Annotated in this window: 10 protein-coding genes; 3 read left to right on the forward strand and 7 right to left on the reverse strand. The window is 53.9% G+C overall.

What is annotated here, in order from left to right:
• Nucleotides 1-61: 61 nt before the first annotated feature.
• The gene (locus ND528_RS07740; protein ID WP_263470028.1) at nucleotides 62-1,729 is read right to left on the reverse strand and encodes a hypothetical protein; all 1,668 of its coding nucleotides are present in this window, start codon (nucleotides 1,727-1,729) and stop codon (nucleotides 62-64) included.
• 280 nt (nucleotides 1,730-2,009) lie between these two features.
• Between ND528_RS07740 and ND528_RS07745 the strand changes: the two genes are divergently transcribed.
• Nucleotides 2,010-2,645, forward strand: a complete 636-nt coding sequence (locus ND528_RS07745) for a hypothetical protein (RefSeq protein WP_103451457.1) — start codon at nucleotides 2,010-2,012, stop codon at nucleotides 2,643-2,645.
• 318 nt (nucleotides 2,646-2,963) lie between these two features.
• On the opposite strand, the gene ND528_RS07750 is transcribed toward ND528_RS07745, so the two are convergent.
• Nucleotides 2,964-3,323 carry a hypothetical protein gene (locus tag ND528_RS07750; protein ID WP_263470029.1) on the reverse strand — a complete coding sequence of 120 codons (360 nt, stop codon included), beginning with the start codon at nucleotides 3,321-3,323 and terminating at the stop codon, nucleotides 2,964-2,966.
• Between the two features lie 490 nt (nucleotides 3,324-3,813).
• Between ND528_RS07750 and ND528_RS07755 the strand changes: the two genes are divergently transcribed.
• Both ND528_RS07755 and ND528_RS07760 read left to right on the forward strand, forming a co-directional pair.
• Complete coding sequence (locus ND528_RS07755; protein ID WP_103451454.1) at nucleotides 3,814-5,706, forward strand: ATP-dependent nuclease; 1,893 nt, start codon at nucleotides 3,814-3,816, stop codon at nucleotides 5,704-5,706.
• A complete protein-coding gene (locus tag ND528_RS07760) occupies nucleotides 5,703-7,415 on the forward strand; it encodes an ATP-dependent helicase (RefSeq protein WP_263470030.1) in 1,713 nt (570 codons plus the stop codon). The genes ND528_RS07755 and ND528_RS07760 overlap by 4 nt, the downstream gene beginning before the upstream one ends.
• 335 nt (nucleotides 7,416-7,750) lie before the next feature.
• On the opposite strand, the gene ND528_RS07765 is transcribed toward ND528_RS07760, so the two are convergent.
• From ND528_RS07765 to ND528_RS07785, 5 genes are all read right to left on the reverse strand, one after another.
• A complete protein-coding gene (locus ND528_RS07765; RefSeq protein WP_263470031.1) occupies nucleotides 7,751-8,134 on the reverse strand; it encodes a hypothetical protein in 384 nt (127 codons plus the stop codon).
• 121 nt (nucleotides 8,135-8,255) lie between these two features.
• On the reverse strand, nucleotides 8,256-9,308 hold the full coding sequence (locus tag ND528_RS07770) for a hypothetical protein (RefSeq protein WP_263470032.1): 1,053 nt from the start codon (nucleotides 9,306-9,308) through the stop codon (nucleotides 8,256-8,258).
• 46 nt (nucleotides 9,309-9,354) lie between these two features.
• Nucleotides 9,355-11,679, reverse strand: coding sequence for a S8 family peptidase (locus ND528_RS07775; RefSeq protein ID WP_263470033.1), 2,325 nt, complete (start codon nucleotides 11,677-11,679; stop codon nucleotides 9,355-9,357).
• A gap of 188 nt (nucleotides 11,680-11,867) precedes the next feature.
• Nucleotides 11,868-12,857, reverse strand: a complete 990-nt coding sequence (locus ND528_RS07780; RefSeq protein ID WP_103451449.1) for an AAA family ATPase — start codon at nucleotides 12,855-12,857, stop codon at nucleotides 11,868-11,870.
• A gap of 72 nt (nucleotides 12,858-12,929) precedes the next feature.
• Nucleotides 12,930-13,565: a DUF6088 family protein gene (locus tag ND528_RS07785; protein WP_103451448.1), complete on the reverse strand. Its 636-nt coding sequence runs from the start codon at nucleotides 13,563-13,565 to the stop codon at nucleotides 12,930-12,932.
• Between the last annotated feature and the right edge of the window lie 67 nt (nucleotides 13,566-13,632).

A 13,632-nucleotide genomic window follows, 5' to 3' on the forward strand; every position in this document is an offset into this window, starting at 1 on the left:
TATCTATCACTTCTCATCTGCTGTTGGCTACGTTCATTTTCTTTCCGCGTAGCGAAACAAGTTACACGTTTGAAAGAGGGTTCAAGACCACGGCACAATGTGCTGGCGGGCTCGCAGGTGGAGCGACCGGTGCCCCTATAGAGGGTTCTTTCAACCTTATTTTGGCTTTGTCGGCCTTACGCTGTTCACGCTTCCGTGCCTCTTCAAATTCCTGCATCGGATGAGTCACGAAATGCTGACGGTACGTTTTGAGCAGCCCTTTATCATTGCTGCTCGCGGCTTGGCCAAGCACGTAGTCGGCATCACGCGCCTGGATGTCCAGCTTTGGGTGTTTTGCCTGCGCAGCTTTTACCATCGCAATCGCGTCATCGGAGAGTTTGCCGCTAGTCCACAATTCGAACTTGTGGCGGATGGTAGCCCACTCGGAGTGCGTTTTTACAAATCCTCTGATCACAGGGATACGTTTATCGAGCCATTTCTCCACCTCGGCATCATCCAACGTGCTGAAGGGATGTATCCCTTTGCATTCAATGAAAACGATTTCATGGCTCGGACGGTGTGCCAGCACGTCGATCTCCGCTTCCGCTCCAATACTATCCTTGACGATCCTGTTCATCTCTTGGGGATATCCCCAAAAGGTAGATCGCGCGATCTGGGCGACTGCGAATTCGAAAAGACTGCCGCGTAGAGTCGAAGCTGCACCTTCGATTCGGGACAAATCGTTGAAAATTTTGTCCAGCGCGTCAGGGTTTTGTGTGAGCTTCGCTGTGTCGGTAAGGACCGCACATAAATTCTTCAATGCTAATGCCACATCACGGCCAAAGAGGCTCTCGGTTGTCGCCGGAATAATGCCCTGCTCCTTGAGCAGGGCGAAAGCCTCCGCGTGGTAGCTTTCGGCGACAAAAATCTGAAGGCATTTACCTACCTTCCTGAGACTGCGCAGCGTGACGCATTTGTTGACGAACCCTGCCAGATTGGCAGCGGTCACCGACCCGCTAAGGGCAAGGTCGCAAACGAAGAAACCTGGTTTGAGAGTTGTATCGACGTACTCTCGCATGGGAAATAAGTAGGAAGGTCCAGCCAAGTCCCAGTTGAACGTCCCTACCTTGGGTAGCGCCTCAGAGCCCTCATCCTCTCGAGTTTCAACGGAATCGTAGCTCACCATTCCTAAATTGCGGGCCCAATCCTTCACCGCCAACAAGGTTATCTTTTCTGCGATGAGCCGCCCCTTCATCTTTGCCCACATGGAGGTCACTTCGAGCATCTGGTGGTGATCGCATCGCACCACACAGGATTCGCCACCTGGGAACGCCACCTCCTTTACTAGAGTCGCTTTCACCAGTCGCTCCAGCAGGGTTTCTGCTGAGATATGTTTCTTTTGAGCAACAGGTGCTCCACAGGCGATAAGAAAATGCCGGCGGGGCATTACATTGCCTCGAAGCGTAAGAGCCTGTAGTGCCGCAAAATAGGTACTTCGTGTTTTTTTCAATGCCTCCATCAAATTATCGAAGAAAAACGGTGAGCCATACTCCTCCTGGAGATAGCAGAAGCGCGCCCGATGAGGAAAGATGATGTGATTGAGACGGGTCATACCAGCGCATCCACGTTCAACCCGCTTTCTTGCGGCTTCGGGGTTAAGGCCATACTTCGTCTCAAGGAGCTTGGACAAATCACTGCTCAGTAAAGGACCACTTTGCTTCAATAAATCTGCGAGCGCATTGTCAGCCATGTTCGTTCTCAAGAGATGTCACACAGCGCTATTTATACTCCTTGTTAACAAGGGTGAACGCATCCTTTCGCCGCCTGTGCTTAGATATAGAGAAAATGGGCCTTTCAGAGCGCTTCATTTCGTTTTTCCAAGAAAATGTCACAATGCCATTTTTTTACAGCAGACCTCCATGCATTCAGGCCGGCGGCGCCGGGAGCGAGTGATCGCCGCGACGAGAGGGATGAGGTATCGGCTCGCGGAAATTTGACCTTTTAGCTTGGTAGCCTAAATCGATGCCTACATGTCGCCGTTGATGGTTTTCTTGACCAATCACTCCATGCAGGCCAAAACTCACCCATCCTTTATGGCGGAGCTGATTATGGATGAGCATCGTGAAGTACCCGTTCGACTCGACTACTTCCGTTTAGTTAAACGCCTCAATGAGTACCTAACCAACCTCGGTGACGAGCGAATCGATGATGAAATTCATGAGGCTTGGGCAGGTTACTTTCAGGAGATGGCCATTACGCAGGATGAAATTGACATCATCGGCCCTTGGTATAACAGGTACTACACGGTCAGCCTCTCGATTCCAACTTTGCGTCATTACATTGAGCACCTCCGAGCCCACTCTTCATTGCCGGATCGGCGCCTTGTTGATCAGGTTGAAAGTGATGCAGCGACAATCCTTGAGGCATGTTCGTCAATGGGGCTGAAAGGCCACAGGCTCTCTGACGCGCTCTTCCAGGCAGCCGCATTGGTTCACCACGCTGCCTATCGTGCGAATTACCCTAACATCGACTCAGCTTTGATCCGGCAAGAAATCGAGAGCCGCGCACGACTCGCGGACTACTTTTCTCGTGACATTTTGAATGAAGCTCAAAAGGGGGTCGGTGCCGCAGCCAAGCTAGGCAAAGCTCTTTTTCCAAAACACTGAAATCCGATCCCGGCACAGCGGTTGTATGAGAAAGAAAGAAGATTCCGTGAGTACGACCCATGATCCAAGCAAGGCCCTACTTAATGGTCCCAACCAAGAGGGGTGACGTTTGGTTCGGCGACTCTTTCGTCTTCATTAAGGTTTTGGTATGCCAAGCGTGTGAAAGAGCGCTCTCTTCCGGTACGTACCGTCTATGTGACCACACCAGTCTACGGCAAACGCGCACGTTCAATGGTGCCGGCGGCTTGTCGGCCGCCGGTCCTTGAATCATCAACAAGGGTTTGCTTTTCCGTCGACCTATAGACTTTTCGCTGCCTCTTAATGGCCAACAAGCGGCGCATCGACCGTCAGTACGCCATGCTCGGTTTCGATCTGAAGAGTCGTTTTGTACTTATCGTCCTCATCGTAAGGGTCGCCAACCACCGAAACATGGTTTCCTGCACGAACGATTGCCGCACGAGATTGCCCCTGCTTTCGGCCCGCATGATCGAACAGGACCACACGACTGACTTCAACAATTTTTCCAATCAGCTCACGGGATTTTTCATCTGTTGCGGAGAGAAACTCTTCACCAGTTAGATCACGATCATCGTCGGGATTCGAAGGAGAGTGTTTTTTGAACTCCTTCAACAGCTTCTTCAGTTCTGGGGTCCGGCTTTTTTTCCACGGTTCGATCATGCTAATTCTCCTTAAATGTTGTGGAGCTCGATGCAAGCCACTTTAATTTTAAAAATCTTGTTTTCCAGGCCCGAAGGGCGCATGCGGAACTCGCAAGCGGGATGGTGGTACAGCGAATCTAGCTCAGCTACGCGTCGTTGTAGATAGCGCCTACGCCTAAGATTTTAGCGCGTCGGCTTTTTCAGCTCTCAAGGCACCATCCGCCAACCATTCAACCTGTCCCAACCACGCAGTTCTAAAAACCGCTGGCTGCTTGGCGGATTCACTATCCAGAGTAAACACCAGAGTTCGCACTTTCACGGTTGTTGAGGACGACCTTGTTGTAGCCCAAGAAATAGAGCAGATCCCACCTCCGCAGCCACCAAGACAGTACCTAGTGCCATCTTCAACCCGCATGCGCTCCGGACCTTCATTTGCGTGCGATTTTCCGCCGCTATTGCGCAGGTCACCTGAATAGGATTCCATCCGCAGATCAAGGATGGAGACCCCTATGTACCTAGCTGAACTCACCATTAAAAACTTCCGCAAACTGCGTGAGGCTAGGCTGAAGTTTCAGCCCGGACTGAATGTTCTCGTCGGCCCCAATAACGTGGGCAAAAGTGCCGTTGTAGACGCGCTTCGGACCCTCTTGGCCGGGCACGAGGAGCCATTCCCACGTCTCGATATCGCCGATCGGCATCGACCCGAAGAAAGTGAACCAGAAGGCGACATCAGCTTCCACTTCGTCTTCAAGGATCTCAGTCACGAGGACGAAGCCGACTTCATCGCGGCTCTGCAGCCCAGTACTGACAACACCATGGAAGCGCATATCCACGTCAGATACACCGATGCCGATAAGTCTGGCCGCTTCCGAGTGAAACGGTGGTGTGGAGATCACCAGGACGTCCCGCTCACCGTGGACATGATGGAGAACCTGCGCGGCGTCTACCTACAACCTCTGCGTGATGCTGCCCAAGGACTGCGGCCAAGCCGCAACAGCCAGCTGGCTCGCCTACTTCACCTTCTGACCGATGATGAGGGTCGTGAGGCGATCAACGCTGCGTTGAAAGAACTAGATGATCAGCTACAGCAGAACAAGGCGATCAAAAGTACCCATGCGGCGATCTCCACCCGGCACGGCTCCATGATGGGTGAGCAACTGGCGCAGGTACTGGCCGTCGGACTCAGCGCAACCGATTTTCAGCGGCTTTCAGCCCGCCTCTCCCTGACTGCCCAGTCCATGGAAATTGAGCAAAACGGCCTCGGTTTCAACAACCTAATTTTCATGGCAGTAGTGCTTAGCGAGCTGGCGAAGAACCCTGATGCGGCGTACAGAAGCTTGATTGTGGAAGAGCCGGAGGCTCACCTTCACCCACAATTGCAGCGCGTATTATTAAGCTACCTGGCCGGCATCCCCACCAAGGAAGGTGAAAAACCGGTGCAGTTGTTCGTCACCAGCCACTCGCCGAATTTCGCCAGCAATTCGAAGCTCCAGTCTTTGGTGTGCTTAGTTGAGAACGAAGCTGGCGTGGAGGCCTTCTTTCCACGTGATGTTCAATTCGCGAAAGGCAAAAGGGAGAAACTGGAGCGCTACTTGGACGTCACCCGAGCTGAGTTGTTTTTCGCCCGCCGCGTAATTTTCGTGGAAGGTGCCGCAGAGCTCATGCTAGTCGACGCGCTCGCAAAGATTTTGGGATTCGATTTGCGGGAATATGGGATCAGTTTGATCAGTGTCGAGGGGCTGAATTTCGACTCGTTCTTGCCGCTGTTTGGAGAGAAGGGGCTGCGCATCCCGGTCTCGGTCATAACCGATGCTGACCCGTTCGACGAAGAGGAGGTGTCAGAACTAGCTGGGGCTGAGCGACCTTACGAAGAGATTCAGGAGGATTTGCTCGCGGAGGCAGCCTACCTCGACGAAGCAGATGCGGAAGACGGGGATAAAGTCGGACAGGTGACCGACGGAGGTAACGAGCCAAAGAAAAAGAAGAAGCTGAAAGCTGCATATCCAGGGCTCGGTGATGCTGTTCGGATATCGAGTAACACTTTGAAAATGAAGGAATCCGAAGATCAGTTTGTGAAGGTGCATCACGGTGTAAAGACTCTCGAGTACGACCTGGCGCTACTGGCGGAGAATCGGGACGCCATGCTGAAAGCATTGGCTGAACTTCATCCCAAGATCTCTGTAGCGCTGCGCAAAATCGTGGACGGCGCGCCAGATAACACTGCTAAGGCCAAGGCGCTGTTCTGCGGGATGTTCGAGCGCAAAGACACCAGTAGCAATGTGCAGAAAGGCCGCTTCGGCCAAGCGCTTGCCCAACAAATTACTATAACGCCCGGATGCAAGGTCCCAGAGTACCTCGAGCAAGCGATCCGACACGTTTGCCAGGGAGCGGACAAGGCATGAAGCTATCGGACGAGCAGAAAGCTGTAATTGAAGCCCCCTTAGAACCGATGGCGGTCACGGCTTGCGCAGGCAGTGGTAAAACAGCCACAGCCGTCCGGCGGCTGATTGCCATTCGGCAAAAGCTGGCCGACGACCGCGGCCGCGTCGTGCTGTTGTCGTTTTCCAATGTCGCCGTCAATACTTTCAACAAGGGGTACGCAGAGCTGGCCTCCGCTCTGCCTGACGACGCCAGTCGTAAGCGTGTAGAGGTGGACACGCTTGATGGTTTCTTCACTCAGCATGTTCTTCGCCCCCATGCCTACCGCACCATGGGCAGCAGGCAAACCCCCTATCTTGTATCGGGTTCAGAGCCCTTCTTAAGTAGCTTCCAGTACTGGAAAAGCGAAACCGAGCGCCCAATCCCGATCAAGGATATGCAGGTGGGCGTAGAAAATGGAAAGTCGGTTTTTTTCATCGACATTCATGGGACAGCTGAACATCTTGATCACGCGAAGGCCAAGACGCTCATCGAAAAGCTGGGACGCACTGGCGCATATACCCATGATTTGGGACGCTACTGGGTAGTTAGAACGCTTCTGAATCAACCCGCCATCCTGCGTGCGTTGGCCACTCGATATCCGCAGATCCTGATCGATGAGTCCCAGGATCTGGGCACGATGCACAAAGTGACCTTGGAATTGCTCATAAAGGCGGGCGTGCAGGTTTCACTGATCGGTGACGTTAACCAAGGCATCTTCGCCTTCGCGGGCGCTGATGGCATGTTTTTGAAAACCTATTCCGACCGCGAGGGAGTCAGAGACTACAAGCTTACCCGCAATTACCGCTCCCTCCCTCCAATCATTGGTATTGCCAATCAACTTTGCGGCCGTAACGATGAGCCAGACAGGCAACCCGAACAAGGCGGGGCATTCTTCGTAGGGTACAAAGACGCCGAACTCCCTAAGCTGTTCAGCTCTTTCAAAGTTCGCCTCAGTGAACTGGGCATACAGGTTGCAAACGCAGTCATTCTCAGCCGGAACGCTGATCGCGCCGCCAAGCTTGCGGGTAAGTCAGCCGCGCCAGGAATGGGTATTGTGAACCTTTTCGCAGAAGCGACATTGGCCCGCGATCAGTTACATCGTTATCAGAATGCTTTCCGCCTAGTGTGCAGCGCGGTCGTGAGTCTCCTTGAAGATGCCCCGCCTGGGCTCAGTTCCGCGCTGCAGGGTTCGCCTCATGATGGCTGGGTATTGAGACTCAGGAGATTGCTGTGGGCATTTACTCGCAATGCGGAGGCCGGGCTACCGTCTTCTTCGCTGCAAGCCAAAGCAGAATGGCATCCGAAGCTCGTCACAAATCTGCGCACTTTGCTTGCCCAAATCGACCAACAGTTCGGACTGACCACAGTCGCTACGTTCGGAAATAAAATGGCCAAGAGGCGCTTGGACGATATCGCGCTTAGCGGTGCCAACGCCAATGATAAAGAAGGACCTGGCCTACGAGTTGAAACTGTCCACCAGGTTAAAGGCGAATCCATCGACGCGGTGCTCTACATCGCGACCAAGGCCAACATCAGCGCGCTGCTGGCCGGTACCGCTACGGAGGAAGGCCGCATCGGCTATGTGGCACTGACGAGAGCGAAAAACCTATTTTGGCTGGCCGTCCCAAACAGTTGCCTGGGCGCAATGCGCGCCGAATTGATCAAGGCTGGCTTCACAGAGGCCTCGTAACGGTGACGATGAGCCAACCAGGCTCATCCCATCATGCAGCTGGCGGAGCGACCAGAGTCTTCTATCCGACAGAAAGCCTCTGGCATCCCGTCCCGCCTCGTCTCCCTGCACCCGCATTCGCCAATATTGGTTAGGCTTGACCCAAACCACCGAAATTTAAGTGAAATTGCGGAACGCAGTGGGCAAATCCTCTACAGACAGCTTGTTTCCTTGTGTTGAACAAAGCAGTCGTCAGAAGAGCTCATGGCCGTGGCCAGAACAGACGAATGGAGATGATGAACGCCGGGGAAACTGACGCTGATAACTTGGCCGTTACTCATCCGAACCGACCAGTGTTACTCGTTGAGCTTTGCCGAGAGCCATTTCTTCTTCCCGTTTGCACCTTTGCCGACCTCCAACAAAAAGATCTGACCATCGAGTCCACGCGATGAGAAGTCGATAGAGCCATCTGTCGGTGTGTAGATTCTTGCTGTCGACCGGTACGGACGGAATGCGGAAAGCAGATACTGTCGGCCATCGACCAGTGATGTGAAATAACACCCAAGACTTCCAGCAGCTGTCTTATTTGACCAGACCTTGAAGTCCAACCGAGCAAGCCATGTGCCTGTGGGAACATCTTCCCAAGAATAGGACTTAAGCTCAAAACCCGCTTCCAGCGCACCTTTGTAGCTCCAGCCTCGCAGCGAACTTTCGGCGGGTATGTCATACGTTTCGTCCATTGTCTTATTCCTCCGTGATTGGTCTGCCTATAGAGGCTGCGCACCGACACTCCCATGGTGGGTGACTGACGTCAATTTGTGTTGGATATGAAGGGCCCTGGGCTGATTCGGCTGCAGCATTTCACTCGTAAGGAAGCCCGCCGAACAGCTCAATCATCAGATCGCCTCGCAGTACCTCGAACGGTACTTCGACATACTCATCCGGATGCCGGGGCAATGCTTTTTTCTCATGGCTCGAATTCTTGGTATGACCTTGTACTTTCTGCCCGTTCTCCTTGATGTACGGCAGCACCACGATGCGGCCGTGGTTCTTGGAGATGATCGTACCTTCGTGCCATAGCGTTTCACCGCTCTTGCTGGCTGAATCACCACTGACAGTTTTGACAGTCCAGCCAGGTGTACCAGTTTCCTCATACCAGAACACAAAGCCGGCAACGACTACCACCCGTTGACCACGGGCTTTGGCTTCGATCAGCAATTTCTGAACGCTGGCCAACTGTAAAAGCTTGTTAGCTCTGGGGAGCAGCTCGGAGCGGATTTCAACTTTGGTTTTTCCCCAATGCGCGGTACCGCACAGGCCAAAGCCTCGAGCAATTTTTTCGCGCGCACAGTGCATCGCGCATTTTTTAGTCGGGTTCAATCGATGCGACCAGTCATATTCGCCACTTCTGGCCAATGCAACCTTGTATCTGGGAAAAAACGCGATCTGAAGATAGGGCGCTTCCTGCAACTGCTCAAATAGCACGTCACCTAAGATTTCAAGGTCGGGTGGCAAGATCAGATCGGATCGTTGAGGACGTTCGGCAAAGGCGTTTCGGCGGAGGGCCTCTGCGAACATCATGCATTCTTCATCCGCTAGGCGTTCCTGCACGGTGATTTCTTTTTCTGCCTTCAGCGTTAGAGACGCGCGCAGAACCTCATCGATATCGAGTGAGGCCGCTCTATCCGCGATCTTTGCATTGAACCGCGTGGAAAACGCTCGGGCCTCCTCATAGGTGACGAACGTTTGTGCTTTAGCATGGCCATTCGCTTCGATGTAATGAGGCATCCACTTGACATCGCCGGTTGAAACGTACTTCAGCGCATGGATTATCCACCGCCCCGTCTCGTACCAGCGGAACGGGAACAATGCCAATGTCACTTTTCCGTAGCCTGGCAATTCGCATAGCTGCATGAGACACCCTTCCGAAGGCCCAACCAATCATATGGCGCCGTCTTCCTCAGATAACGATCGCCGTAGCGTTGGTAATCGCAACACCCACAGCGTTGTACAGGTCGACTTCCGTCTGCTGTGTCTTGATCGATACGACTAGGCTGTACCTCACGTCGTCGTTGTAGCGTTGCTGCTTAACCAATGTCTTCCACCATCCCGGCGCAGGATAAATGCCGATCATCCCCAATCCTGCCAAATCGGAGGCAGGCCCTCGCCAGATGTCAGAGTGTAACGACCCCTTATGGCGACCCCGTGTACCCACCAGCCACCGAGAATCTGAAGCACTGCTCAGGTATGGGGCGTCATCATCTTCTTCCCGGGCGCGTTTGTTGATGCGCTGACGGAACAGTGTCGCATCCTCGCCAGATCGACTGACCTCAAAGCGCAATCCATGAGATTCGTATCGATAGCGCCCTTTAAGACCGCGCTGTGCAACACCCGGATTGGGTTCCACAAAGTAGGACAGGGTTACCCGCATCTCGACCTCCTCGTTGCCCAAGTGGAGTAGCTCCTGCTGAGGCCAAGGAAGTAGGTGAAGGTGCATGTCACGAGCCGTTGCCGGTTTAGAGCCCTGTCGCGTGAAAGGCCGTAGTGAGTCTTCCACCACCAAAGTCAACGAATTGGACGCACTCCACAATGCTCGACCGATATCCGGGACGCCAAAACCACAGGTACGAACCAGTTTTTCGTAGTCTGACTTCGCTTCGCCTTCCAGAAACTCGGCTTTCATTCGCTCCGTCCACTCGGCGGAGTGCACAACCAAAGCACGAACGGTCTCTGGCCAAAGCTCAGGATAAGCGGAAGCAATTTGCGCAGCCATGCGCGAGGCCAGCGCGGAAGCAGCGCTGGTGGCCCAAGTGGTTGAGAACAGGCGGCTCTCTGGGAGATGTGACGTTGTCAGGAGCGAAAGAGAGGTATGGCTGAAAATGCCATAAGCATCGCACACCAGATTGCCGCCTTCGAACACGACATCCGGTTTCAGAGGCCAAGGGGTTCTCGTCCAGGTACAGGACGTGGTGCTGTAGGGGCTAAGGCTACCATTGGCCGCAAGGACTGATTCTCCTGCGACCACCGGATCCAGCGTGACCTTCTGGGTGTACGCACCCACGCATATGGCGTTCCATGATTGGCCAGGGTCATGAATGCCGTCGGTTTGGTTGCTGAAGGGGTAACGGACGTAATGTTCGGTGTTGGCATTGCCGGCGGAGACGATCATCAAACGTGGTTGGGATCGTCCACCCAGCGCATCGGAGGTCAGTAGATCCACAGCAGACGACCAGGCTGAAGGGCGGCCTCGGTCACGATCATCAAGGCTGGTGATGGCCATGCTGAACACGCGCTGCTTGTCGGGTTGAGTAATCTCGGGTCGTGCCACTGCATTCATGGTCAACGCACCGTAAGACTCACGTTGGTCGCCACGGGCGGCAGGTAACAGCTTCACGGACTCGATACGATGGGAAATGGATACCGGCCCATGCGCCGATAGCGGGTCGACTAGGTCACCGTAGAGAGCAACGCCGGCGAGACCGGTACCATGGCCAACATCATCCTGAACCCCCCAGTCGGCATCGACCGTGTGCAGATCTGCCATCCCGATATAGTTGCTCAATAGCGGGTGGCCGGGGTTAACGCCGGTATCAATCAGGCAGATACGGACGCTGTCGTCGTCGCCACCTGAGGTGCGCCCTAGCAGTTCATCAATCCATTCACGCTGTTCGCCTGGACTCAATGCATCGAAGAACTCTGCCGTTTCCTTGGCCCGTCGAATTTCAGCGACCTCATTGAGCAATGCCATCGATGCGCTAATGGCCTCTTGTGTGCCATAGACGTTGACGACCGTCCGCTCCGGGAAGATCAGCGCTTCACTTGAAATCTGGAACTCAAGCACCTCCGCAATCGTGCGGAATCGCTGAAGAACAGCGGCCTGGTTATCGCGAGCGGGCAACCAAAACTCCCACCAGATCGGCTCATCGGGAGAGCTTGGTAGAGCGTCTGAACTGTCAGTCCAAAGTGCACTGAATGTTGCAGTCCGGATTTCAAGAATAGGATTCAAAAGAGGGGTATTGCGCGGAATGCCTTTGCTGGTTGTGGCGCGCAGGTACTGAGTTACCAAGGCTTCGAATGCGCTCAGCTTTCCATCAGGAACGAAGACGGTCGCGAAATGTGTTTGGGTGGCTCCGTCGTATCGCAGATTCAACAACTCGATTTGCTGCTGGCCTCTGGCCAATCCCTCGAATGCCAGTTCAAAGCCTGGTTCACTTACAAACTCAAGCTGCAAGCCAAAGCCATCTTGCTGGCCTTCGGAGCGTTGCAGTTGGACGGCTTGTGCCATCCGTGTTCCGAAGTGCTCCAGCTGTCTGAGCAACCTTTCCCCATGGCCTACACGATCACGTCGGGGGTAGACGGGCTCACGGGTCGGGGAGGCGGTTGACTGATACCGTTCCGGCCGCCCTGTACGCTGTAAGTGAAAGTGTCGTCGCTGCCCTGCGTTCGGTTCCGTCATCGAAAAGCTCTACTGGCTTATTGTCGTTGTCTTCCGTGGAAAGCCTTACGTTCTGCGAGATGCTTTGCCACGTCCCTAGCGTCTACATCGCCGCGATCATGAATGATCGCATCTTTAATCGAGTCATCTGCCGCTCGCACCAGTTCAGCGTAGCTGAGGCCTTGGGCGGCCTCCATGAGGTCGTCCCAGCATTTAATCGACTTCGAAAAGTTCACGAGCCGATTTTTCAACACTGCGTGAATTTGCTCCTGGTTGGGCAACCCATACTCGATAACATCATCAAAGCGCCGGAACAAGGCGTAGTCGAGAATTTCCGGATGGTTCGTGGCGGCAATGATCAGGCTGTTTGACTGATCCTGCTCAATCATCTGCAAGAAGCTGTTGAGCACTCGACGGATTTCGCCAACATCATTGGCCAGCCCACGCTGCGATCCGATGGCGTCAAACTCGTCGAAAAAGTAGATCCCACGAGTATCTCGGATGGCGTCGAACACTTGCCGAAGCTTGGCCGCTGTCTCACCCATGAACTTGGTGATCAGGCTATCGAGGCGAACGATGTACAGCGGAATTCCCAATTCGCCGGCGAGAGCCGATGCCGTCATTGTTTTGCCCGTGCCCGGCGGGCCGACCAAAAGCAATTTGCGGCGAGGAGACAGACCGTGTGCACGTATTTTTTCGAAGTTGCGCTGCTCATTGATGATGCGAGCAAGCCGGCCATGAGTGGCATCGTCCAGGATCATCTCAGAGAAGCGAGTCTGTGGAAGGGCAACAGACAACAGATTGCTCAGCTCGCCTCGCGGCTGGCCGATGGGAACAGGTTGGGCGGAGGGCATTTGCTTGCGCTTGGACTGCGCAGAATCGATCAGCGTGCGCAAATCCTCAGCAAGCTTTCCATGCCCTTGCTTGGCCTCGTGTGCAGCCATTTGCATGGCAACGGCAAGGAAATGACTGTCATCACCTTTAATGTGTGATCGCAATAACGCCTTCAAGTGCTCGCCGCTAGCCATGTTTTTCTACCTTTTTCATCCCGTTAGTTTAATCGCTAAGACCTGCTGATACCTTTCAGTGCGCCATTAATTTCACGGCCGTTGGTCAGTAGCGCCGCTTCCTTTGCTTAATCCACCGTAGAAGCCGGCTTTACCGATAGCAGCGGCCATCCAGCTGGGTAGACTAGCCCGAACAGACGAAAGAGCTTCCCATTGAGAGGCTGAAAGTTGGTTGTGAAGCTGGGATGCCGCACCTTCGGCGCACTCTGCTCCCATCCAGGCCAGTGCTCGAATCGCATCGCCAGCCAAAGAATTCCCCAGAGCCACCATCCAGTAAGGCGCATGTTGCAGTGAGGCTTTTGTCGCACCGACTGTCAGCTGCTTACTGCGACCCGAGGTTAGGAACACCACCTCATCCGGCGTTTGCGCGATAAGCCCAAATGATTTTGCAGCCTCAGCGCCACTGCTGGTGATTGCTGCCTTTCCCTTGGCTGCAATCGAAAGTGCTATGACCTCTGTCCTGACAACGGGCGTTCCGGCTTCCCCCTGTGCGCAAGCAACGTAGATACCACGAGCGACGCGCAGGAGACTTCCAGCTTTGGCTAATCGCGAAAAAGCTTGATCCACAGCGGCACGGCTACCCAGATGCAGAAACTCCTTTGGGCTTAGAACGTGGCCTTTTGGAACGGTCAGGCTTTTTTCCAGAATCGCTGCTGGTAGAGATGGCATCGGCAAAGTCACTTAAGGGAAATGTCAGATATTGAATATTATATCTGACATTTACTCAAACCGCTTT

Source organism: Pseudomonas mercuritolerans, from assembly GCF_025706525.1.
In the GTDB taxonomy this organism is placed as follows: domain Bacteria; phylum Pseudomonadota; class Gammaproteobacteria; order Pseudomonadales; family Pseudomonadaceae; genus Aquipseudomonas; species Aquipseudomonas mercuritolerans.